This window comes from Lactiplantibacillus sp. 7.2.4, assembly GCF_018991185.1.
GTDB classification, from domain to species: Bacteria; Bacillota; Bacilli; order Lactobacillales; family Lactobacillaceae; genus Lactiplantibacillus; species Lactiplantibacillus pentosus.
Map to the genome: position 1 here is coordinate 15,474 of NZ_JAGYGS010000017.1, position 23,839 is coordinate 39,312.

18 protein-coding genes are annotated in these 23,839 nt (G+C 46.8%); 7 read left to right on the plus strand and 11 right to left on the minus strand.

Going from position 1 to position 23,839, the window contains the following annotated elements; genetic code table 11:
• Nucleotides 1-454 precede the first annotated feature (454 nt).
• A complete protein-coding gene (locus KGF70_RS07475; RefSeq protein WP_216768348.1) occupies nt 455-1,690 on the plus strand; it encodes an MFS transporter in 1,236 nt (411 codons plus the stop codon).
• 320 nt (nt 1,691-2,010) lie between these two features.
• Here the strand turns inward: KGF70_RS07475 and KGF70_RS07480 are convergent, their stop codons facing one another.
• From KGF70_RS07480 to KGF70_RS07490, 3 genes are all read right to left on the minus strand, one after another.
• A complete protein-coding gene (locus KGF70_RS07480; RefSeq protein WP_216768347.1) occupies nt 2,011-2,874 on the minus strand; it encodes a nucleotidyl transferase AbiEii/AbiGii toxin family protein in 864 nt (287 codons plus the stop codon).
• Nucleotides 2,871-3,464, minus strand: a complete 594-nt coding sequence (locus tag KGF70_RS07485) for a type IV toxin-antitoxin system AbiEi family antitoxin domain-containing protein (RefSeq protein ID WP_216768346.1) — start codon at nt 3,462-3,464, stop codon at nt 2,871-2,873. The genes KGF70_RS07480 and KGF70_RS07485 overlap by 4 nt, the downstream gene beginning before the upstream one ends.
• Before the next feature lie 200 nt (nt 3,465-3,664).
• A complete protein-coding gene (locus KGF70_RS07490; RefSeq protein ID WP_003639329.1) occupies nt 3,665-4,726 on the minus strand; it encodes an aspartate-semialdehyde dehydrogenase in 1,062 nt (353 codons plus the stop codon).
• A 498-nt stretch (nt 4,727-5,224) separates the two neighbouring features.
• Between KGF70_RS07490 and KGF70_RS07495 the strand changes: the two genes are divergently transcribed.
• A complete protein-coding gene (locus KGF70_RS07495; protein WP_216768345.1) occupies nt 5,225-6,178 on the plus strand; it encodes a linear amide C-N hydrolase in 954 nt (317 codons plus the stop codon).
• A 423-nt stretch (nt 6,179-6,601) separates the two neighbouring features.
• Nucleotides 6,602-7,117 (plus strand): hypothetical protein, encoded by a 516-nt coding sequence (locus KGF70_RS07500; protein WP_216768344.1) that lies wholly within the window; start codon nt 6,602-6,604, stop codon nt 7,115-7,117.
• A gap of 261 nt (nt 7,118-7,378) precedes the next feature.
• Here the strand turns inward: KGF70_RS07500 and KGF70_RS07505 are convergent, their stop codons facing one another.
• From KGF70_RS07505 to KGF70_RS07520, 4 genes are all read right to left on the minus strand, one after another.
• A complete protein-coding gene (locus tag KGF70_RS07505) occupies nt 7,379-8,257 on the minus strand; it encodes an MFS transporter (RefSeq protein WP_216779373.1) in 879 nt (292 codons plus the stop codon).
• The gene (locus tag KGF70_RS07510) at nt 8,194-8,547 is read right to left on the minus strand and encodes a hypothetical protein (RefSeq protein ID WP_216768342.1); all 354 of its coding nucleotides are present in this window, start codon (nt 8,545-8,547) and stop codon (nt 8,194-8,196) included. The genes KGF70_RS07505 and KGF70_RS07510 overlap by 64 nt, the downstream gene beginning before the upstream one ends.
• A 505-nt stretch (nt 8,548-9,052) precedes the next feature.
• The gene (locus KGF70_RS07515; protein ID WP_003639318.1) at nt 9,053-9,271 is read right to left on the minus strand and encodes a hypothetical protein; all 219 of its coding nucleotides are present in this window, start codon (nt 9,269-9,271) and stop codon (nt 9,053-9,055) included.
• On the minus strand, nt 9,271-9,897 hold the full coding sequence (locus KGF70_RS07520) for a TMEM175 family protein (RefSeq protein ID WP_216768357.1): 627 nt from the start codon (nt 9,895-9,897) through the stop codon (nt 9,271-9,273). The genes KGF70_RS07515 and KGF70_RS07520 overlap by 1 nt, the downstream gene beginning before the upstream one ends.
• 150 nt (nt 9,898-10,047) lie before the next feature.
• Here KGF70_RS07520 and KGF70_RS07525 point away from each other — a divergent pair, with 150 nt between their 5' ends.
• Both KGF70_RS07525 and KGF70_RS17240 read left to right on the plus strand, forming a co-directional pair.
• Nucleotides 10,048-11,898, plus strand: coding sequence for an MMPL family transporter (locus KGF70_RS07525; RefSeq protein ID WP_253954788.1), 1,851 nt, complete (start codon nt 10,048-10,050; stop codon nt 11,896-11,898).
• A gap of 131 nt (nt 11,899-12,029) precedes the next feature.
• Nucleotides 12,030-12,701, plus strand: a complete 672-nt coding sequence (locus KGF70_RS17240) for a hypothetical protein (RefSeq protein WP_253954787.1) — start codon at nt 12,030-12,032, stop codon at nt 12,699-12,701.
• Nucleotides 12,702-12,872: 171 nt separating this feature from the next.
• Here KGF70_RS17240 and KGF70_RS07530 read toward each other — a convergent pair whose 3' ends face one another.
• The 3 genes from KGF70_RS07530 to KGF70_RS07540 form a co-directional block, all read right to left on the minus strand.
• Nucleotides 12,873-13,247: a hypothetical protein gene (locus tag KGF70_RS07530; RefSeq protein ID WP_216768341.1), complete on the minus strand. Its 375-nt coding sequence runs from the start codon at nt 13,245-13,247 to the stop codon at nt 12,873-12,875.
• 230 nt (nt 13,248-13,477) lie between these two features.
• Entirely contained in the window at nt 13,478-15,859 is a 2,382-nt protein-coding gene (locus tag KGF70_RS07535; RefSeq protein ID WP_216786427.1) for a SpaA isopeptide-forming pilin-related protein, read from the minus strand.
• Nucleotides 15,860-16,683: 824 nt separating this feature from the next.
• A complete protein-coding gene (locus KGF70_RS07540; protein WP_050339544.1) occupies nt 16,684-17,130 on the minus strand; it encodes a GNAT family N-acetyltransferase in 447 nt (148 codons plus the stop codon).
• A gap of 264 nt (nt 17,131-17,394) precedes the next feature.
• Between KGF70_RS07540 and KGF70_RS07545 the strand changes: the two genes are divergently transcribed.
• Complete coding sequence (locus KGF70_RS07545; RefSeq protein WP_050339545.1) at nt 17,395-19,545, plus strand: LTA synthase family protein; 2,151 nt, start codon at nt 17,395-17,397, stop codon at nt 19,543-19,545.
• A 213-nt stretch (nt 19,546-19,758) separates the two neighbouring features.
• Nucleotides 19,759-21,573: a glycerophosphodiester phosphodiesterase gene (locus KGF70_RS07550; protein WP_216768339.1), complete on the plus strand. Its 1,815-nt coding sequence runs from the start codon at nt 19,759-19,761 to the stop codon at nt 21,571-21,573.
• Between the two features lie 1,003 nt (nt 21,574-22,576).
• Here the strand turns inward: KGF70_RS07550 and KGF70_RS07555 are convergent.
• A complete protein-coding gene (locus KGF70_RS07555; protein WP_216768338.1) occupies nt 22,577-23,572 on the minus strand; it encodes an NAD(P)/FAD-dependent oxidoreductase in 996 nt (331 codons plus the stop codon).
• Between the last annotated feature and the right edge of the window lie 267 nt (nt 23,573-23,839).

The window sequence follows — 23,839 nt, forward strand, 5'->3', positions numbered from 1 at the left end:
CCTTGATGTGAACTCCAAGGCAAGTCTGATTTTTTATTTTCGACAGCTGACAGACAATTTGACAGACAGTGAATGCTGCTATTCTGTTTTGCAAGCAACATACTTTATTTTCTAATTTAACTCGCCGTGGCCTCAGTGAGCCTTAGCCCCATTCATTGGTACTGCAAATAAACACTTTACACTTCCACTTAAAATCAGAAGATAAATTTAAATTATAAAATTAGATTAGAATTAAAAACAGACGCTTGATTATAACTGTATTATAATTAATCAACCAAACTTTTCCAGTACACCCGTTCACACCAATCTAGTTTTGATTTTCACCTAGTCTGCCAAAAATTTGGCATCATCCCAACCGGGGCATCAGTCACCAGGCAATTTAGTCAAATTTTCTAATTCGCTTCACCATCGGTAATATGCTGAAATCACATTTCAAAAGGACGCTGATACATATATGAAAAATCTCATCACGAACAAGGCCAATCTCACCATCACCGGCGCTAACCTGGCAGAGACGCTCGGCATCAGTATTTTCAACATCATCTTACTGACCTATGCCAAGAGCTTCCAACATCCAACTGCCCTGGTCTCAATCGTCTCACTGGGATCGATCGTCCCCGGCATGTTGGCAGTCATCATCGGCCGGTTCGCAGACTACTCTCTGAACAAGAGTCGCTTTCTCATCGGGGCGAAGCTCGTTCAAGCCGCGCTATACGTGTTGCTCGGCTTAATCATTACCCGCCGAACCTTCATTTTATTCCTAGTCGTGGTTCTCATTAACATCGTCTCGGATTGCCTGGGAATCTACAGCTCCAGTCTCCGCCTGCCAATTCTGAAACAAAAAATTCCGGATGAGCATCGCCAGCAAGTATTAGGGTTAAATCAAAGTGTCACTACCCTACTACAGCCAGTTGGACAGTCGCTGGGAATCACCATCATTGCCGCAACGCATGACTACGCGCTCGCAGGCTATATTAATGCGGTGACTTTCTTAGTCGCTGCCGGCATTTTGATGATTGGTCACCGGACGATCGACGTCCGAATTCCAGCCCACCCGCAAAAACGGCGGGCTTCGGATTTGCGTCACCAGGTCATCACGATTCTGCAACACTCTTCTGGGATGAATATTATTAGCCTGCTGACCTCGATTATCATCGTTAACGGTGTGGCAGCCAGTATCGACGCGCTGATCAACTTATTCATTCTTAACCATCCGCATCTGACGGCCTTGCCATTCAGTGTTGAAATTTTGCTGGTCAATATCGGCTTCATTGCTGGTTCGGTCATTGGTAGCCTTGCCAAGTCCCAACTTCTGGACCATTTATCCTACAGAACCATCATGGTCACCACGACGGCTACGGTTTTAGTGCTGTTCATTAATTTTATCGTGGGCCAGAATTATTGGCTCTTACTTGCTGGCATGTGTTTCTCCGCCTTTTGTCTGGGACAGTTGAATCCTAAACTAACGGCACAAATCATTGCCACCACTGACCAAACGATGATTGGTACGGTCACGGGGGCGCTAAGCTCGCTCGTCACGATTGCCGTGCCACTTGGCAGTATCGGCCTGGTCTTACTCTATAACGTCGTTGCCCCCAACGCAGCCTATCTCACCGGCATCTGCTTTCTGCTAATCGGCATCGGCGCGCTATTCGTCAAGCAGCCGCAAGCGGATGATCTCGCTAGTTAAAGAAGGTGGCTGGGAGCTGAAAACAGCTGCCACGATTTTTTACTTCACGCATCTGAATAATCAAAAACGACGGTTCAAACTTGGCATACAATGTACGCTCGGTTTGGACCGTCGTATTATTCAGACACGAATTGATCTAATTTAGTTATGGATGATGTCCGGAGAAATTTACGCGAATTTGGTGTCTCCGTGATTCTGGAAATTGTCGCACATTGCAATAAAAGTGATTCAGATTCAACAATCGCTCAAAATTCATTGGAATCTCAATCTTTCCCCAAATACCAGCTTTCACCCATTTTCTTCCGAAATTTTGAAACAAACTATTTTTGTTTCAAAATTTCATTCAGCAACTCAACTACTGTGCTACAAGTATCTTGAAAACTGATGTTCTTTGCAAATTCATTGTCTCGCTGATAAATGTGCCACCGTGTATTCATGTCTTTATCATTCATAACATCAGCGATTATTTCCTGATAATCACGAAGGGTTTCAAGTGTTCTTCGATGAGCTGCAGTATTAGTCAATGCCAATTTTAATTGGTCAACATCAATGTTTTGATACTCGAACTTTATTAGTGCGTATAAATCATAAAAATCTTTTGACCTAGAATTGGTGGCGCCTCGACTAATTATTGTTTCTAATTTTTCAGCTAAGATTGTTTCTATGTTATAGGCCGCAATTGTAATTGTTCTATCCTCAGTCATTAGGTGATGCTGATAACTGATTGCATTGGGTGTAATTTGATCACCAGTCGAAACATCAATCTTAATCCTCGGCTTAATTTTTCCGTAAATCAAGCCTTCAAAATGTACACGATACCCACCATATTTGTCGTCATCACGAATTCGTTCAATTTTGACTGGATGTAACTCAATCGGATCATCTTCGGGTACGATTTGACACACCTTCGTAAAAACAGACATTAATTGATTCGGGTTAATGGGCATACCAACAACTGTAGTATCCAAGTCATGAGTAGAGCGCGTGTCTATTCCTAATAGGGATGCGATCAAGAAGCCACCTTTCAAGACAAGATTATCACGATAGGGAGAAAGCGAAATCCGCTCAAGCAAATCATCAAGCACGAATTCTTGAATCAGCAAACGAGGATCAATATTATTCAACGCAGATTGTTTATTTACGTAGGCCTTCATCTGCATGGCATTCGTAAACCTATTTTTCATAGTAATACACCCATGTAAGTCTTGATTTTCGCATCAACTTTTAAGCTTTTCGCATATTTCATTAATCGATTGAGATCCTTTTCAGGTCGTTGTACATAGCCTTGCATTGCTTGACGAACAACTTCATCCTGAGCAACATGCGGTGGCCGAATAATGTCACACAAAGTCCGCTCAATATCATAGACTCGGACCTGATTGCCATAAGGCGTTTCGATAGTTGTAATTCCCATACCGTAAAGCGCATCAATTTGCCGATACGGTTTAATTCTTAATTCATCAAAATAATTTGACTTATATCCTTTTGGAAAAGTCATTTCCATAAAATTGGGCGTTCGATCAGTCATATTATACAGATACAACGCCGTTTCTTTGCAAAAGATGCCTCTACTCAAGCGTAGTTGTGCGATTAAAAACTCGTCTTCAAACGACATCGGGTCTGCGTATATTCCTGGCCCAACTCGTTCAATTAATTCCTGTTCAACCATTCGGCTTAATAATGGCGCCACAATTCCTTCTGAGATTGCCTGACGTCTTGTGAATGTTCCGTTGTATTTACGCAATAAGACTTTTGCCTGGTTATATAAAGTCATGCACTCACCCCCAAATGTTCCATTTACACATTACTTTACCACAAACTAATGTGTAAATGGAACAATTATGCGCCCACAAGCTGGAGATGTAAATACTCGACATTCTCCAACAAAATCAATCGTACCTAAAAACGACCTCCCAATCTTAATTGAGAAGTCGTTTTATAATTCGAGCCAATCAAGTCATGACTCATCTGAGACTATTGCACGTGCAATAAGCCCATCTTATCCATCGTTTCCGCAATCTGAACTGAGTTCCAGGCAGCCCCTTTTAAGAGGTTGTCAGAAACGTTCCACATATGGAAAGCTTGTGGGGTTTCTTGGTCAGGACGAACCCGGCCGACAAACGTGTCCTTGGAACCTTCCGCATTATGTGCTTGTGGATAGATTTGATGATCAGGGTCATCTTGTAAGACCACCCCTGGTGCAGCTGCCAAAGCATCTTGAATGCCCTTGACGGTTGCTTTAGGATCTTCAACTTCGAAGTAAACTGATTCGGAGTGACTAACTGGCACTGGAATCCGCACACAAGTTGCAGTTACTTTGATATCTTTACTGTCCATGTCGCCGCCACACATGATCTTTTTGGTTTCATGGATCATCTTCCATTCTTCATGGGTGTAGCCATCTTCTTCAAACACGTCAATTTGTGGTAACGCGTTGAAGGCAATCGGATAATGCTTCTTGTCGCCCGCAACAGGTAAGATATGGGCTTCCATCTCTTCACCTTTTAAGTAGGCTTCGGTTTCATCATGCAATTCCTTCAAGGCCCGGTTACCGGCACCACCAACGGCTTGGTAAGTTGAAACGATGACCCGCTTCAGTCCAAATGCTTGACGCACTGGTTCCAAAGCAACGACCATTTGGATGGTTGAGCAGTTCGGGTTAGCCACGATTCCATGATGAAGCTTCAATGCTTCAGGGTTAACTTCAGGAACAACCAATGGAATCTTAGGATCCATCCGGAAGGCACTCGTATTGTCAACAACTACGGCACCCCGTTTGACTGCTTCAGGGGCAAATTTCTTAGATACTGAGCCACCCGCTGAGAAGAGGGCTAAATCGATTCCTTCGAATGATTCAGGGACGGTCTCTTCGACAGTTAAGGCTTGACCATTGAACTGTAATTGTTTCCCGGCTGAACGACTTGATGCCAAAAGTTTAACTGAATTGACAGGTAAACTCGTCTGTTCCACCATTTTGATCATCCGCGCGCCAACTGCACCAGTTGCACCGACAATCGCGACGTTATATCCACTCACTATGAAGACCTCGCTTTGATAGTTATTGAAACCTCATTATAGCACGTTTGTAAAAATTAGAAAACAATGAGTTTACGAACCGGCGCAGTTACTTGGTTAATTGCAGCGGCATCACCATTAGTGACCGGACTAACTAATTCTTGTAGGTAGCGTTTCCAATACCAGCATACCAATAACACTGACCTGCTCGACGTCCACTTTTGGCGTATACTAGATGTAATATACGGATTTGCTAGTTATTATTTAATCTTACTGATGATTAAAATCTGCCAGCTGGTTGGCTCACTTTTTGATGACCATTCACGCCCACCATGCTTTGACTATTGTCCAATAGACCTGGAAGCCAGTGTTCAACGTGTCTACCACTGTGGATTGACGCGAGCTTATCCTGTCTTCAGCTAACTTCTTTTGAACTCAAGGACTGCATGTTTTAATCACGATTCAAAACACATTAACTCACAGCATACATTCACCATAACTTGATCAGGAGGCGGCCACATGTGCACTAGTTTAACTTATCTTGATATTGACGACCAACACTACTTTGCTCGAACGATGGACTTTCCAACGACGACACCCTGGCGGCCAATTTTTTTACCGCGGCACTATCAGTGGCCAACCGGCTTAGCGACTGAGCGAACGACCCAGTATGCCATTCTCGGCGGTGGCCGCCTACCCAAGCATTTTAGTAGCTGTTTGATGGCTGATGGAATCAACGAAGCGGGTTTAACCTGTGCCGAACTTTACCTGCCACACGCGGTCAACTACGCGACTGAATCAGTCCCCGGTCAAATCAACTTGACCCCGCAAGCTTTTATCAACTGGGTGTTAGGTGAACACGCGTCAGTCGCTGCCGTCATCGCCGACCTGCCCCGGATCAATCTCGTTGGCGTTTCCTGGGGCGACGATACTGGGGAAGTCTACCCCTTTCATTGGCTCCTAAGTGATCGCCAGACCAGCGTGGTCATTGAACCCACTGGTAGCCCCCTGACTGCTCAACTGAATCCGGCTGGCGTCCTGACCAATACACCAATCCTGGTTGACCATCAGCGCCGTTTGAATCGCTACTTAGGATTAAGCGGCACTCAAATCACCGCAGCAACTCAGCAGGCTGCCCAACAAGTCATTCAGGCGCAGCAGCCCCTGCCGACTGGTCCGATTCCAACTGACCGCTTCATTCATATGGCGTTGCGGCGACTGGGAACGGGACAACTTTCATCCGAGCAAGTGCCTGCGACTATTTTTCGTTGGCTCCAAGAAGTCAGCTTGCCGTATGATGCGAACCGGCGCAACCTCATCAGTCATAATTACACGCATTATCGTTGTTTGATTCAGCTGGAGACCCGCACTTACCACTTCATTCCCCGCACGACTGGTCGTCAGCAAAGTTTGACCTTAACACCGGAGATGGCCGCGGATTGGCAAACACCGTACGTCTTTCCAGCGGACTGATTTTCATCGAGATACTACCGTCGCCTGTTTAAATTGGGCGCGGTTCCAAGGCACGGTCCGCCATATGTATAAATATTTTAGTGACTTCCATTTTGAGGCTTTAATAAAAGAAATAACCATGAAAATAGATCCAGAGACCTTTTTGTGGGGATGCTGCAAAAAAATTTCAGTGAAAATATTTTGCCTTCAAAAATTCTAAAATAAATTTTTGAAAACAGTTTAGGATTCGCATTTGTTGAGCGGATTTTCTCAATACTCACTTTTTCTACCGGTTGACGGACCCTACTTGTATAAATTTAGTTATGTTCAATTCAAAAAAGCTCACTGGCTTGTGATAACGTTCTACGTATAAATTTCATAAGTTCGTGACAAGCGACATTACCCCTGTTATGTTTTGTATATGCTAAAAATGGGGGATACAAAATGAATTTTATCAATCATTGGGACAAGCAGTTATTACCCATATTCGCTTTTTTTAAAAGACATCAAATTCTCAGTTGGACGGTTTCTGTTCTGCTCATTATTGGTATCCTCTTAATTGGTGTGTCCGTTAAATCTAGCATGGAGATGACTAAGGCACGGGCAACACTTGAGGTAATGCTGAAAGAAAATCATGATGGCAATCAAATTCCAAGAAGCAAGCTAATTAAAGAAGAATCTGGTCCCTTCAGTGGCATTGTTTGGTATGACTATACTTTCTCAAGCCCGCAAACATTAGCGGAGAGCAAGCGATATCTAAAAGCGACGGGACAATCTCATCAACAGGTCACGCTCGAAAATTGTCCAATCGTCTATCGCGTGATACTGCGACCACCAACCAAAACGTCCAAGCGATGGACGGGGCAAATTTATTTGGATACTAATCAACAGCTCAGCGGCTCTGGCCGGTCGAGTTATGTTCAAGCTTTAAGTGCTAAATCTTTACGAGATTTGAATTGATGGCATGGTTACGTTGATTGCTTGAATAAGGAATCAGTACCGCAAAAACTCGATATAAGGCTAAAAAAACTAGTGGTTACAACATTCTTACTTGCCCGAATGTTGTGGCCACTAGTGTTTTTTTATTGATCATACTGCGTCATTGCTTGAGTCCTTCCAACCCAACCTGCGTAACTAAATCGCATCACCTGCTTAAGGTACTTCGAGGAATACCAACATGATGGACCAATTTGCTGATTGAGCTGGAAATAGACTATCCAATCAAGCTTCGTTGAGCGTCACCCGACTCATCGCAAGTAATGCCATTAGGGTAATCGCACTGCCGATGATAAATACGGTTGCAATACCGACATACCTGGTTATGACGCCGCCGAGTGCGATACCAATCGGCATTGAAATATTCGTGCAAGACATCATCGCACCGTTCACCCGCCCTAATAGTTCGCCGGGCGTTTTCAATTGGATCAAAGTGAATAGCGACACATTCACAAAGCCACCCGCCATGCCAATCACCATCATCGCAATCAAGGTGGTACCGATACTGCGCGTCAACACCATGAACGTCACCGCGACCGTCATCGTCGTCAAAGCTAGCAGTAACTTGGTCTTAAAAGTCGTTTTAACAAAATTGATCAGAATACTGCCAGCCACCACCCCAATGATGAACAGCGCTTGTGCCAAGCTATAGACGACGGCACTGGCATGTAAGGTTCCCCGCGTCCAGATGATATTCAGTCCTAGCACGGGACCAATCACCATATTCACGATTACGGCTAGTAAAATTAGCGTTCGCAACATCGGGTTATGATAGACGTAAGCTAAGCCAGCATACCAATCCCGGGTTTGCACCTGCTCGACGCTCACTTGTTCAGCGTGGCCCACCCGTTTATGTACAATCACGATACAACCTAGCGAGACCAAGAACGTCAGACCATTGATCAAAACGAAATCAGCTAGCGAGACGAACGCAACTAGACTACCGCCAGCTAACATGCCCACTAATTGGGCGCACACCTTAACGCCTTGATTCATACTATTGACGCGCTGTAATTGATCAGTCGGGACAATTTGCGGAATTAACGCATTCTCAGCCGGATCAAAAACAGTTCCCAGAATTTTAGCGATAAACGCGACCCCCACCAGCGCCAAATATTAAGTGCAAAGCCGTAATACAAATAAGTGGCGACGCCCATTAATACGGCTTGTAACCCGTCAATCGTCATCATCACTTTGGTCTTAGGAAACCGATCGGCTAAATATCCCGTCAGTACATTCAGCACGACTAACGCATTGAATGTCCCAGAAATCAGGCCAATCGTCGTTGAATTATCAGTCAGTCGATACAGATACCACATAATCGCAATATCAAATAAATTATTACCGAATTGCGATGTCGACTCTCCAGCAAGGAGGACATAGATATTTTTCATTGAATCACTTCACTTTAGCTTTGAATTGTTGATGATGCTGTTCATTGAACTTGATCAGAAATGCGCCGAGGGGCTGAGGTGACAGGAAGGGTGAATAGTGCTATTTTAGCATGTAGTCACAATAAAATTAAATCGAATTCTAATCAAATTATAATATTATCTGTTTACCCATCTTTTTCCGTCTGTATATCACAACTGAATTTACTTTTCTTAACTCGCAGCTACTCACCCTGATTCCATTCTTTATAGACTTCGGATTGCTTGCGAGGTCCGACCGTGACATCAGTTGCGCGATTGGTCGGTCAACATTGCCATTGCCACAAACAGCTAGCCATCGTCACCAACCAATATGATTGTGATTATAACTTGCTCGGCGAACATTGCGGCCTTGAAGGAATCGTTTGTCAGTTATCCAAAAATAGTCCCATCGCACCTCCGCATGGCAATAGCGCAACACAAAAACGCCACGGTACGTGCCAATCTAGGCGGTATCGTGGCGTTCTGATCAATGACGGCGTTTCAAAAAATGCTCAAATTCTTGATTAATCGCTGCACGGACTTTTGGTTCATGCAAGTCGGCGTGTTCAGCATCCGTTCCACCCGTGACTTGGCTGACCACTTGTAAGTAGCCGAACAAGACTTGGCTGGGATCCAGATGGTACTGCTTGGCTAACGTGACCGCCAAATCATAGCGGTCCGGACCTAATAAACTAGAATAATCCATCACTGTGTGCCTCCTTTCGCCTGCTCTAATTGATGACTCATCCGTAAATATGCGACAAAGTGAAAGATGATGCCGCTCGCCAGCAGAATCACCCCAAGCCAGACCGACCAGAACGTCGCGATGATCGCTAACGCGTAAATCGTCACGCTACGCACCGGGTCCAGTTTGATTGCGGTATAGAAAGCCATGGAGACCCCCGGCTTTTTTAACGCTTGATGATGATGCAAGTACGCATACATCAGGTAAAAGGTCGCAGAAATAAAGAGCGCGACCAAATCGTAAACGATAAAGGCTGTCTGCATGTCTTGGCGATTACCAGTCGTTAGCGCATCCGCCACTAACGACATCGGATAATCGATCAACGTAATGCTAAATAACATCAATAGGTTCAACATGTTCAAATTACGGTCGATTCGTTGCAACATATTGAAATAATCATGGTGAAACAGCCACAAAGTTCCGACGTAAAAGTATGAAAAGACGTACGACAACATTAACCACTGTGCCAGTATTGCTGGCAACAAGTGACCGGGCTGATAATTCGGAATATGAAATTCCAGCACTAAAATGGTAATCAGAATCGCAAATATGCCATCACTGAATGCCTGAAAACGGTCTGTTTTGATAACGTCACCCCCACAGCGTTTTAGGATATCATAACTCTGAATTAATTACTGTAATTAACTTTTCAAACTGGCGACAAAACCGCTAATCTCAGGACTGATATGGTAAGATTAGCGTAACAAAAAGTAATTGATGTGGGGGCGTCAAGACGAATGCGAAAATTATTGAAACCAAAATGGCTATTTTTATTTTTCTGGGGGATCGTGGTGTTGGCAAGTATTGTGATATTGCCAAACATCACCACATTTGTGAATGAACAAACAACCATGCCACAAAATCAACGTACCACTGCCAAATACCAACAGCAATGGGGCCACGGATTAGCGGACACCCGTTCACTAACATTAGTCTTCAGCAGTCCCAATGGTAAGTTGACGAAAGCACAACACCGTCAAATCACCAAAGTGTTAGCGAAGCTGAATCGCAAAGCGGATACGTACGGGCTAGTGCAGCTCCGCACCGCGACTGGCATGACCAACGACCGCCAATTATTACGGTCTAACGATGGCTCGACCGAACTCGCATTAGCGGCGGTGCAAACCTCTCGGGCTGACCTGCCGATTATTGCCAACCAACTAAACAACGCGATTGCTGCCGACGGGTTGACGACTAGTGTCACCAGTTCTGACCTCGTCTATCAGCAACACGTGTTACGACAAGGACGCGCCTTGCTGGTCGTTTACCTGATTGGGACGGTCATCACGCTGATGATACTCGGCCTGATTTTCAAATCACTATTAGTGCCGTTATTGAACCTGGGCTGTCAAGCCGTGACCTTAATTACCACGGTCAGTTTCATTACCAACAGTCATTTGGTATGGCACTGGCTACTCACGGCGAGTGCCTTGGGCTTAGCTGGGCTAGTTAGCTTAGTGTTAACGCCAATTCTGACTTGGTCCTTCATGCGCGCATACTGGCGGTCGGCCGCAGATGAAACGCCCGAAGCGGTTGGGCTTAAGATTTTAACGACCCACTATCGGCAATGGGGACTGACGATTATTCCGTTGATGCTGATCACGCTGATCGCACACTGGACGGCTTTCATCACGCTGGCTAGTGCCTGGACGATTGCGGTCGCCCTGATGATCACGCTACTCGCCGTTCCTACGCTGAATGACGCCTTTGTCGGTTGGCTAGGCGATAGCCTCTTCTGGCCTGGAACCAACGCTTGGCAACCGCGGTCGCACAACCTATGGGGCCAGTTAAGTCGGTTTAGTCACTGGCAGCCAGCCTTAGGACTTGTCGCCAGTGCGTTGTTGATCGTCCCCGGCATTCTCAGTGCCAATCAACAATTTGCGGACGATAATTTACGCCCCTGGCAGCAGGCCCAATTAACCAATGCAGAGCTCGGCCAACAACTGGTTCAAGCGCACTTTGGTACCGGTGCGACGGGGCCAATCACGATTACGCTACAAGGCACTCAGAACTTGACCAACCAACGCGCGCTCCAAACGATCGACCAGTTGACGCGTCAATTGACCGCGGTGCCAAACGTTAATCGTGTCATCTCAGTCACCCGACCAACTGGCCAACCGATCGCTAGTTTTTACGTCAACAATCAATTGTCCGCCATCAACATTGATTTGGCGGGCAAACAAACCAGCGTGGCGCAACTGCAGCGAACACTGGCCAGTGATCAAAAAACGCTGAAACAAGCGGCAACAAGCAAGCACACTAAGTCCGTCGATCAACTCTCGGACCGCATCAATGATTTAGCCGATTTGAACGACCAATTAAATGACCAACTTAAAACAGTCAACAAACTGTTAACGCCGTCGACTGACGACGAACAACCGACCAAGCAGGCTGACTCTGAACAGCTACACCGCGCCTTGAGCAAGCTCGACCGCCTGAGCAGCCGCACCACGACCGCTCTTGATCACGTCGTCAGTGCCCAAACCGCCGTTGCGACCGAAGCTGGCCACGTTGATCAACACGTTCATCGCGTGACACAGTCGCTCAAGCAAACGACCGCACCGTTTAAAACGTTATTGGCTCATTGACAGCCACCCACAGCTATTTGGAAAGCTTGGCTGACAGCGAAGTGGGCCACAGTTTCTACCTACCCACCAACGCCGCCACCAACCAAGCTTACCAGAACAGCTTGTTTACTAACGTTAGCAGCGATTCTAACATGACCCAACTGACCGTGCTCCTCAAAACGGCGCCAGGTGACCAAGCCAGTCGTCAGACGTTGCGCCAGCTAGAAGCGGTGACTCACGCTAGTTTGTTGGCGACGCCGCTTAAAGCTTCAAAAATCACAACAACGGGCATTACCGCGCAACAACAGGCCCGCCATCAGTTGGTCAGCCAACACGCGCTAAAATGGACTGTCGGCGTCACGGGAATTCTAGTCATCGCCCTCTGGTTGGGCTTACGCTCGTTCCTACTGAGCGCCCTGGTGACCGGTGGTTTAGCTGCATTGGCTATCAGTAGTTGGGGCTGGACCCAGCTAATCATGACCCAGTGGCAACATGCCGGATTGTTAAGCAGCGCTGTTTTTCTCAGTAGCCTGGTGATTCTAGCGCTGCATTGGCTGACAGTCACCTTGATGGCGGTCGACCGTCAAAATTGGTTCCACCACTTTGATGCCCAGCGGTTACAGGCCCACTTCTATGCTTGTGGACAACTTGTCTGGTCGGTTACGCTGCTGGAATGCGGCTACCTGTTGCCACTCTGGTTGACCGCTGCACCGAATCTAAAAGGGCTCGCACTGATGAGCCTGATTGGGATTGGCCTCAGTAATCTAATTGTGCCGGCGACACTGCCGGGCCTAATTCGTTGGACCGTCAGTTTTCCACGGTGATCGCAACTACTGAAACGTCGCTCAGCGTGATATGATGGCACGATTGCCAAGTATGATTGACTAAATTTTCCATTCCAAATCAAGCTAATAACAGGCCGTTCTAAGCTGACTGTGTGTCAGTGCTTAGAACGGCCTGTTTGCGGTCACGTGATTCTCAATTTGATAACCACATTATCGCCGGCGCCACCAATGATACCCCAACCACAATACGACACTGCCGACCATGACCCCGCCAATTAACGTGACATTGTAGGCGCGCCGTTTGATTCGATATGGTTGCGAGGTAATCGACTTCGGATGGTCTTGCTGGAAGTGGCCGATTCGTGCTGAAAACACTGGATCGCCAGTTCGCCTGTTCATCAGCTCAGTTGGCGTTACAGTACTAATTTGTTGTGAGACCGTTGCGATAAGCACAGTTGCCCGCGACTGAATGGTCGGTTGTTGCCGGGCGTGCGCCATCTTCCACTGACTCACACCACCAATTAGTATCATAATACCAATAATGACTAGGATTTTTAGCCACCATCGCGTCCGTTCTCCCCGCATGCGCAACGCCCCCATAATTGTGCCGATTTCTAATGATATTTCAGACCATACACGCTCCGAATGATTTTGGCACCCCAACGGATTCGTTGCGTCAACATCTAAACGAATGTCGTCCAGCAATTTCTAACGCCATATCTTAGGCGTTCAAAAAAGAACCCCAGCGCACTTGCTGGAGTTCCGTGTAAAACAACTCAATTGGATCTCTCATCCATCATGATGACTGACGCAATTTAGCCGTGCCGACGCCGCAGATAAACGACACCAGTTCCGGCCATCAACAAGCCGAGCAAGCCAGCGAGCATCATCAATAATGACGTTGGCGTTCCAGACGTTTGCGGGAGTCCCGCTCCGTGGCCTGCGCCAGCACCAGTGGTCCCCGTTCCTGCAGTCGTACCGTTCAAACCGGTTCCTGAGGCTAACGTCCCTGAACCATTTGAGGTAGTCACGCCTTGACTGGCAGATGGGTTACCAGCTACCGGCAAACTTGGTGCTGGTACACCAGGCTGGCTAGGATTGGTTGGTAACGTTCCACTTGGTTGACTTGGTGTACTTGGTGTACTTGGTGTGGCGGTTCCAGGCACGCTTGGTTGACTCGGTGTGCTTGGGCCAGTGGTACCAGGCTGACTTGGTTGACCTGGTTCGGTCGTCCCGGGTTTACTTGGTTGTCCAGGTTGGCCCGGTTCAGTTGTTCCGGGTTTGCTTGGTTTGCCGGGTTCTTCGGGCTGTCCGGGTTCAGTTGTTCCAGGTTCACTTGGTTTTCCTGGTTCTTCTGGTTGCCCGGGTTCAGTCGTTCCTGGTTCACTTGGTTTGCCTGGTTCTTCTGGTTGTCCGGGTTCAGTCGTCCCTGGTTCGCTTGGTTTGCCCGGTTCTTCGGGCTGTCCTGGTTCAGTCGTTCCTGGTTCGCTTGGTTTGCCCGGTTCTTCGGGCTGTCCTGGTTCAGTCGTCCCCGGTTCACTTGGCTTGCCTGGTTCTTCGGGCTGTCCTGGTTCAGTCGCCCCCGGTTCACTTGGCTTGCCTGGTTCTTCGGGCTGTCCAGGTTCAGTCGTTCCTGGTTCACTTGGTTTGCCGGGTTCTTCGGGTTGGCCTGGTTCAGTCGTCCCTGGTTCACTTGGCTTGCCGGGTTCTTCGGGTTGGCCTGGTTCACCCGGCTGACTTGGATTCGTGACTGGTTCATCAGTCGCGGAAACGGTCACCGCCGCGGTTTGACCGGCTTTGATCGTAAACGGCAATGGCGTTGCATTCAATTCATAGCCCGTTGGTGCAGCAGTTTCAACAAACTGGTAGTCGCCAGCTGTTAAACCGGTCACAGTCAATTGACCAGCCGCGTCGGTCTTCAAGTTGGATTGCAACACTTTACCATTAGCATCCCGTAGTTCGTAGACTGCGCCTGCTAAAACTTTCTTAGTCGTCGCATCAGTCTTCGCCAGCGTGACATCACCAGTCGCTGGTACGACCGGCGTCTTCTGATCATCTTGACTCACTTCAATCGAAAGCAGCGTTTTCGGTGTTCCCAAGGTAAAGGTCAATGGCTTGGTGTTCAGCTCATAGCCTTCTGGGGCCTTAGTTTCAACGAATTGATAGTTTCCTGCTGCCAATTTTTCGACAATCAGCTGACCATTGGCATCCGTTGTTAAGCCGGATTGCAACACTTTGCCAGTGCTATCTTGGAGGTCATAAGTGGCACCAGCTAGCACGGCCTGTGTATCGGCATCATGCTTGGTTAACCGGACACTATAATCCTGCTGAGCGCTTCCGTTGCCACCAAACACAATATCGGCATCTGCCGCCACATCCAAACCATTCAAGGAAGCGGTATTATACCAAACATTGCCAGCAGCGGGATCAACATTTTCTGGTTTCGTCCGATAATTCAGGACGAGCTTACTGGTTACATTCGTAAATGAAAATGTGATGATATTGCCATCAACCGCAACCGTTGGCGTCACTGTCCGACCAGGTACTTCCATCCCGTTCACGACATTGACCAAATACGCTTGAACGGTATCTGGTAAAAAGGTTTGGTTCGGTCCTAACGTATCCGTGATGACAATAGTCGGGTTATTCCCAGGTTGAACGGTGATATGCCAGAACAGCGTGGTCGGTGAACCTGCTTCATCCGACGTAAATATCGATCCACTCTTAGCAATGCTCCGTTCATCTCCCGAAATCGTTGAATTACCATTTGCGTTAATCGTTAACGTCCCGTGCCGATTCTGCAACCCACTGATTCGATCATTGAACGTGATGGTCCCCGTGGGATCTCCAGCCTTATACGTGAACGTTCCAATAGTTGCCCCATCGGCATCCACCACTGGAAAACTGACGTTGTTTTGAACCTTGACGTTAGCTGGAATACCTACCGTAACGGTATCACCGGCGTTCAAAACTTCAGAATCTGGAATCTGCCAATTATAGGTCACTTGATATGACGTGGTCGTATTCAACAAACTGGACGGTGGCATCAACTGACCGTTCTTATCATATACTTGAGCACTATTGGCATCGAGACCGCTGACACTTATTTCCTTGGCATGCGCCGTAGACCCCAACACAAATAACGTCAAAATTGCCATCAACACACTTAACAAAAAACCTATTCGCTTTTTTCGCATATGCTCCTCCCCCATTCAAAAAAAGCCAAACAACCTAACTTTTCCAGCCTAACCATCGGATGATAGCGGCCGAACGCCGGTCAGTCTTTTGCGCTAATCGGTTCCATATGTACAATACTGCAACTCACTAGGTAGAGGCGACTAATAACTTTCATTTGCCAACTAACTGAACAAACTGAATCCGCTTTTCTAACTTAATTAAACGCGTCATCGCTACACAAAAACCAGAAGCTTACTTGCCGCACTCAAAATATAATCAGCTATACGTTGTGCCAGTTCTTATTTAGCATTAAAGATGATTAAAACGTGAGTATGATTGCTTTTACCTGAAACTAATCTTACAGTTCATAACCAAAATGACTGTTTACTATGAACCAACGACTAATTCAACAAAAAGTTGAGTCCGCACATGTTCTCCTTTCAAATACCATCCCCGGCTGGAAGGTGTTTCTGACAATGCTCAGCGATGAAATTCCACTTAGCAAGCGTTGTGTGCTTGGTTAGTGGAAGACCAGTATTTAAGACGTGGGCTGTCGGCTTAAATCTGTGTCCATCGCGTTCCAGCGTTGTCAGAAATTCCTGGAGGCCGGTGTAGGACGCAGCTATCAAATCAGGTTTACACTAATTCGTTTTGTTTCCAGCGGGCCTCAGCTGGCTGCTTTTGAACTCAAGAGCCGGCACGTTTTAATCATGATTCATGACATATTACCTAGCACAATGCGTAATTAGCTTAAAAACGCAAAAAAACACCACGTCGCCGGTCAGTCGTAACCGGGTCGCAGTGCTTGAGATGTCTTGAATTCAGGATGCAGTTGACTTGTCAGTTAATTGGCAGGCGTCAATACTTTCACCATATTTTGATGACGCAAGCCGGCTTCCATAAATGGCGCGCCCGTTGGTTGATAGCCCAACTCAGCATAAAAACTCTGGGCCGTGACTTGTGCCCCTAACACCAGCTGTTGGTAGCCCTTCGCAGCCTCATCGACCGCAATTTGGTTTAAGAGCTGGCGTGCATACCCGTGGCCGCGTGCGGCCTTTAACGTGGCGACACGCTGAATATGGCCCGTCGTAGGATCGTTGGGCGTCACCCGTGCGGTGGCCACTGGCTTGCCCGTGTCATCATAACCAACATAGTGCCAAGTTGCTGGCGTAACCGTATCAATTTCCAAGGCCTCATCAATGTGTTGTTCTTGAACGAAGACCGCCCGTCGAATTGCGATGGCATCCGCATAAACGTCTGAGTCAATCTGATTACTCGTCTTGATTTTCATCTTATCGCCACTTTCCTTCTCAAATACTTTTGAGAATACGCGTTTATGGTATCGTCGTCAAATGTCGGTTCGAGCACAACACTAGTTTCGTTTGAAAACTCGTATTCTTAGCTTGTTTAATGTGCACCCTAGATTGTACAAGCCGGCTGAAATTAACGCATTCTTAAAATTGTTAGCGATTACGGAACTAGATGTTATGTTAAAATGATTTGATGACTGTTTATCGCGTCATATCCAAATTTGTTAAAAATGAGGTCTTTATCGATGTTTACCAAATTTCGCCAATACGTTAATACGCGAATTGGATTCTTTTGGCTACTAGTCTTTCTATTCTGGGCCAAAACGATTTATGCGTACTTAACTGAATTTGCGCTCGGCGTTGCGGATCCCTTGCAAGCGTTCTTAATGCTTGTCAATCCAATTGCAACGACGGTCTTCTTGTTTAGTCTGGCGTTCTACATTCGTAAAACCGGTGTATATTACTATATTTTGCTATTCATTGATGCATTGGACACCATTTTACTATATGCCAATGTCATCTATCACCGTGAGTTCACAGATTTCATGACTGTGAGCACGATCACCGGCGTCTCCAAGGTCAGTCAAGGGCTGACCGGCTCCTCATTAGCCTTAGCTAACTGGGGCGACGTGCTTTACTGGGCAGACATTGTCATCATCTTAGGTTTGGTGATTCTTCATCGCATTAAACAAGATCAGCGTCCGATTAAGAAGCACACCGCGTTTGCCTATACGTCTGCCGCGATCGCGGGCTTTGGGCTCAACTTAACACTCGCTGAATCCAACCGTCCCCAGTTATTGACCAGAACTTTTGACCGCACCTACATCGTCAAATACCTGGGACTCGACGCTTTCACGGTCTACGACGGCATCAAGGATGAACAAACGAACCATCAACGGGCCAGCGCGAAGAAATCCGAGCTGGACACCGTTAAGGATTATACGGAATCGCATTACGCCGCCCCAAATGCCAAAATGTACGGGATCGCTAAGGGTCGTAATGTGATCGTGATTCATCTGGAAAGTTTCCAACAATTTTTAATTGGTCAAAAAATCAATGGTAAGGAAGTCACGCCATTCCTCAATAAGCTGTATCACAGTCAATCAACTTACAGCTTTAAGAACTTCTTCCATGAAGTCGGTCAAGGGAAGACTTCCGATGCCGAAAACATGCTCGAAACGAGTACTTACGGCCTTTCAACGGGTTCCCTGTTCTCACAATTGGGGTCCGACAACACGTTTCAGGCAGCGCCCGCGATTTTAAATCAACGGGCCAACTACTCTTCCGCGGTTTTCCACGGAAACGTCGCTAGCTTCTGGAATCGAAATAACACCTACAAGAACATGGGCTATCAGTACTTCTTTGATGCCAGTTATTTCGATACGACCGGTGATAAATCAACTGGTTATGGGCTGAAAGATAAGTTGCTATTTAAGGATTCCGTCAAATACCTTGAACGACTCCAGCAACCGTTCTATGTCAAATATATCACCGTCACGAACCACTTCCCGTTCTCACTAGATAGTGAAGATACGACCTTCAAGACGACGGATACGAGTGACTCGGCCATCAATGGTTATTTCCAGACGGCGCATTATCTGGACCAATCAGTGAAGGAATTCTACACCTACCTCAAAAAGGCTGGTTTACTCAAGAATTCCATGATTGTTTTGTATGGTGACCACTACGGCCTATCTAACAGTGAAAATTCAACGTTGGCGCCAATTCTTGGTAAATCGGCGGATGACTGGACGTCCTTTGACAGTGCCCAACTCCAACGGGTACCGTTCATGATCAACATTCCAGGCATCAAGAGTGGTAAGGTCGAATCGACTTATGGTGGTGAAATCGATGTTCTGCCAACGATTCTGCACTTGCTCGGGATTTCTAGCAAACGCTACATTCAGTTTGGGACCGACCTCTTCTCCAAGCAGCATGACAGTACGGTCGTCTTCCGGAATCGCGACTTCGTGACACCGAAGTACACCGTTCTCAGTGGCAAAATTTACGACAACGCCACTGGTAAACAAGTCGAAGATGATGAAAGTGTTGAGAAGAAAGTTGACAAGGATCAGAAGAAAGTCGACAAAGAACTGAGTCTTTCCGATTCACTCAATAACAAGAACTTATTGCGCTTCTACACACCGAAGAACTTTAAGAAAGTCGATGCGTCGAAGTACAACTACGCTGACGGGCTTGAAAAAGAAATCGACATTCAAAACAAGTTGGCTGGCAAATCAACGAGTTTGTACTCGAAGAACGGCAACAAGTCAACGGTCGATCTGTACAAGACGGATGCCCCAGAAGCGTCGCATAAGAAGACTGATTCAACTCGGATCAAGATTACCAATCCGGACGATACGGACAGTACGACGAGTTCTAGCAGTTCTAAATAAGTGATTTGTAACAACGATATCCTGGTTAAGGAGCTCTCAACTGAGAACCTTAACCAGGATTTTTTGTTCCCACCGCAAGCCGATTGCCTGTCGTGACCGGTTTCATGATAGAATAAAATAAATTATATCCACTGACTAGCCGGGACGACCTGGCAATGGTCAACTTATTTTGAGAAGCGTGATGCTCGCCATCACGTGAAGGGGGCAATGCGCATGGGCGCTTGGCGTTTCTGGTGGGATAGTACCCGCCGTTTTTATAAAAATTTGGGAAGTTACGTGGCACTGATTTTCAGTACCAATCTGGTCATTAGTTACTTAGCAGTGCCCTTCTTTAATTGGCTTCTGGAAATGCTGCTGAAATGGCAAGGAGTCAGTTATGTCTCCTACACCAATGTCTTAAGCATCATTATTCACACACCGATTGCAGCACTCGGCATGTTGGCCATTTTATTAGCCGTCATTATTTTGATCTACTGGCAATTTGCCTTTTTATTACTAGGGATCATTAACATCTTCCGTGGCCGCCCGCAAACGATTCGGCAGGTCTTACGGACAACGGTCACCAGTTTGGCGCTGACTTCACCGAGCACCTTTCTCTTCTTTATCGGCTACTTCATCGTTATTCTGCCATTTGGGAGCTTTATTTTTACGACGCCCCTACTGAACAAGGCACGTATTCCAGCCTTTATCGTCAGTTACTTGCTCGAGAATCCTTGGATGGCACTGGGACTGGCAGGGTTCTACTTGATTGCTGGGTATCTCGGAATCCGTTTGATCAGCCTATTACCACTCATGATCATCGACAGATTACCATGGAAGACTGCAGTTACACGCAGTTGGCAACAAACCAAGCACCGAACACTGCGGTACCTCTGGACGATGCTAGTAACCCTGTTTATGATTCTAGTCACGGTCACCCTAATTTATATGCTGATTTACCTCGCGCAATTAGGATTTGATAAGACTGGGATTGCGATGGCCGCTGCGACGGTCAACTTGTTCATTATGGAAGCCATCACAGAAGTCATTATTTGCTACACGACCGCCGTTTTCATGATGCTGATCATCGTTTGTTATCGCCAAGATTTCACCCTACTTCGCCAAGCACCGCAACACTTTAACGAAGCACCGCAACACTTTAACGAAGCACCGCGCCTAAAACGGTGGACCCGAGCCAGCGTGGCGATTGGAATTCTACTGGCGACTAGTCTATTAGTCGCGGTCAACCTCGTTTATTTAAACGGATTAGTCATCACCAAACCCATCATCATTTCTCACCGTGGGGTCGATGATGGCAATGGCGTGCAGAACACGATTCCGGCGCTCATCAAGACTAGTAAGGAACATCCTGATTACGTTGAGATGGATATTCAAGTCACCAAGGATCACCAGTTTGTCGTCATGCATGATCCGACCCTGAAAGCACTGGCTGGTATTAACAAGAAACCGAGCCAATTGACGCTAAAGCAGCTCGAAAAAATCACGGTGCGTGAAAATGGGCATCAAGCTAAAATTCCAAGTTTCGATGCTTACTTGAAGGCTGCCCGGCAACACCACCAGAAGTTATTAGTTGAGATTAAAACCAGTTCCGCCTACACCTCAGCTGATACCAAACGGTTCATCAAACGATATGGGGCAACATTGCTGGCACATCACGACCAAGTGCACACGCTGAGCTACAAAGTTATGCGCGACTTGAAGCGACTCGACTCACAACAGTTCGTCAGTTACATTTTGCCGTATAACTTGACCTTCCCGCATACGGACGCCAACGGATACACCATGGAAGTCACCACGCTCAACGACCAGTTCGTCGATAAGGCCGACCGCAACCACAAGACAGTCTACGCCTGGGACATCGACGACACTGACCAAATGGACCGGATGATGTTCATGGGCGTAACGGGGATCATCACCGACAACCTGAAAGAAATGCAACAGGAAGCCAAGAGCAACACCGACCATCCGAGCTACGCGAAACTACTCTTGACCTTCATGAATGAGTTGAGCTTGACTAGTAATGAATAAGTTCGATTAACGGTTAGACATTGACTTGGCACATAATCGTGATTGTTCTTAAGTTCAAAAGCAGCCAGCTGAGACCCGCTGGAAATAGTGCGAGTTAGCTTAAACTTGCAGTGGGAGGATTGTCCTATACCGGCTTACAGGCATTTCTGACAACGCTGGAACGTGGTGGACACAGATTTAAGCCGAAAAACCACGTCTTAAATACTGGTCTTTCACTAACCAAGCACAAAACGCTTGATAAGTGAAATTTCACCACTTAGCATTGTCAGAAACGCCTTCCAGCCTGGACCGTATTCGAAAGGCAGACATGTGCGGACTCAACTTTTGATGAGCTGGTCGTTGATTCTCAACAAACGGTTATTCTGAAAGTTGACTGTAAGACTGATCTCCGATAATTTATCAGCCATCTCACTCATGTTTAATTCCGCAATTCTTTAGTAGAACTGAACGATTTCAGAATTCTTACTAGCCTGTTGCGTTCGCAAGGATTTGAATGTCGAATGGTTGATGATTCTCGGTGCAATATTATCTTTATTTGAAGGACCAGTCACCAAACATCCAGTGATCAATTGTACCCAGATAGGTGGCCGTTTATCTGCCATTCGAGCGGGTTTCCGACTGTCCGGACTGCCGGACAATGCTCAGTAGCCAATTTATTCTTAGTCGGAAGTGGACTTCTTCCGGCTTTGAATAAGACTCGTATTTGAAATTGCGCAGTGGGCTTCTGCGTGAGTTCAAATCGACGTTGGCTGCGCTCCAGCAATTGTCAGCCTGCTCCGAAAGTCGGGCTAAGACGATCACCGGCAGACAAACAGTAAGCCAAACAATTGGCATAATTTAATCATCATTCATGCCAAATGAGCGTAGACGCCTACTTTCTGTCAAAAGCTGTCTGAACACTTTTGTCCAATTGCATCTTCATTAAAGCATATAAATAGCGGCAATCGGTAATCATTAAATTGATTATCGATTGCCGCTATTTCACTTCTCAAGCGTTGATTAATTACATTTTTTCAAACAACGTCGTACTGTGCAGTGGGCTGCGCCGTTCCGGGTATAACGTCATCATCAGTTGATTGACTGCGTTCGGTGCTTCACCGAAGCCACTTGCAATCAAGCCAAGTTTGCCCGGATAAGTGACTGTATCACCAATCGCCGCAATGCCCGGAATATCCGTCTTCATTTCAGTGTCGACCGTAATCAGCCGGTGAGCCATCGTTGGCGTGACGTGCCAGTTGCGAATCACCTTGTTATCCGCAATAAAGCCATAGTTGACGATCAAATCATCAACTGCTAACGTCTCTTCAGCCGTACCGCGAACTTCCTTCATCGTCAATTGTAATTGCCCGTTGTTGAGTTCCGCCAGTTGTTTGATGAGAAATGGCGTCTTGATTTGAACGGACGAGGCCTTCAATAGGTCGACGTTATGTTCCATTCCGCGAAAACGGTCGCGGCGATGCATAATGTAGACTTGCTTGGCAACTGGTTCCAACATCAATGCCATATCAATGGCCGAATCGCCACCCCCGGCAACTAAAACAGTCTGGTCCTTGAACTGGTCGACACTTGGAATGTGGTAGAATAATTGCTTGTTTTCAAACGTCGCCGCGTTATCAACCGCCAATCGACGGGGTTCGAACGCCCCACTCCCAGTGGCGACAATAATTGCTTTGGTATGTGACTGTTCACCATTTGCGGTCGTCACCGTAAAGTCTCCCATGGCCCCCGTCACATCCGTTACCGGGCAAGCCAACCGGACATCAATTGGAAATTGGTCCAGTTGTTTGGCCAATTGGGCGACCAACTCACGCCCCTTAATTGCCGGATAGCCGGCAACATCATGAATCATTTTTTCAGGATAGAGTGCCTGAACCTGTCCACCTAATTCGGGCAGACTTTCTAATAATTGGACGCGGGCGTTCCGCATACCGGCATAAAAAGCCGCAAACATCCCCACGGGTCCGCCACCAATAATTGTTAAATCGTAATCTGAACTCATCGTTTCCCAGCTCTCTTGTATGTAGATTTGTTGCTTCTAATTCTAGTGGATTCTGGGAGGGTTTGCAAAACCAAATTTGTCGATTTGTCTTAAATTAGGCTCAGATTGCTAGTATGACGCGAAAAACGTTTTGGCGCGGTGCATGCCCCCAATCCATCTCCATATCGGCTTAGGTTGCGGTGTTGCACAAAGTTTTATTATACTCCCCCGCCCAACGCTACTGGTGCGTAGAAGCTTGCTAACAGATGCCGGTACAAGTTGCGTCAT

What these genes read in the sequence shown, in the direction of transcription:
- KGF70_RS07475 (WP_216768348.1), top strand. Translation starts at nt 455, where the DNA reads ATGAAAAATCTCATCACGAACAAGGCCAATCTCACCATCACCGGCGCT.
- KGF70_RS07480 (WP_216768347.1), bottom strand. Translation starts at nt 2,874, where the DNA reads ATGAAAAATAGGTTTACGAATGCCATGCAGATGAAGGCCTACGTAAAT.
- KGF70_RS07485 (WP_216768346.1), bottom strand. Translation starts at nt 3,464, where the DNA reads ATGACTTTATATAACCAGGCAAAAGTCTTATTGCGTAAATACAACGGA.
- KGF70_RS07495 (WP_216768345.1), top strand. Translation starts at nt 5,225, where the DNA reads ATGTGCACTAGTTTAACTTATCTTGATATTGACGACCAACACTACTTT.
- KGF70_RS07500 (WP_216768344.1), top strand. Translation starts at nt 6,602, where the DNA reads ATGAATTTTATCAATCATTGGGACAAGCAGTTATTACCCATATTCGCT.
- KGF70_RS07510 (WP_216768342.1), bottom strand. Translation starts at nt 8,547, where the DNA reads ATGAAAAATATCTATGTCCTCCTTGCTGGAGAGTCGACATCGCAATTC.
- KGF70_RS07515 (WP_003639318.1), bottom strand. Translation starts at nt 9,271, where the DNA reads ATGGATTATTCTAGTTTATTAGGTCCGGACCGCTATGATTTGGCGGTC.
- KGF70_RS07525 (WP_253954788.1), top strand. Translation starts at nt 10,048, where the DNA reads ATGCGAAAATTATTGAAACCAAAATGGCTATTTTTATTTTTCTGGGGG.
- KGF70_RS17240 (WP_253954787.1), top strand. Translation starts at nt 12,030, where the DNA reads ATGACCCAACTGACCGTGCTCCTCAAAACGGCGCCAGGTGACCAAGCC.
- KGF70_RS07530 (WP_216768341.1), bottom strand. Translation starts at nt 13,247, where the DNA reads ATGCGGGGAGAACGGACGCGATGGTGGCTAAAAATCCTAGTCATTATT.
- KGF70_RS07535 (WP_216786427.1), bottom strand. Translation starts at nt 15,859, where the DNA reads ATGCGAAAAAAGCGAATAGGTTTTTTGTTAAGTGTGTTGATGGCAATT.
- KGF70_RS07540 (WP_050339544.1), bottom strand. Translation starts at nt 17,130, where the DNA reads ATGAAAATCAAGACGAGTAATCAGATTGACTCAGACGTTTATGCGGAT.
- KGF70_RS07545 (WP_050339545.1), top strand. Translation starts at nt 17,395, where the DNA reads ATGTTTACCAAATTTCGCCAATACGTTAATACGCGAATTGGATTCTTT.
- KGF70_RS07550 (WP_216768339.1), top strand. Translation starts at nt 19,759, where the DNA reads ATGGGCGCTTGGCGTTTCTGGTGGGATAGTACCCGCCGTTTTTATAAA.
- KGF70_RS07555 (WP_216768338.1), bottom strand. Translation starts at nt 23,572, where the DNA reads ATGAGTTCAGATTACGATTTAACAATTATTGGTGGCGGACCCGTGGGG.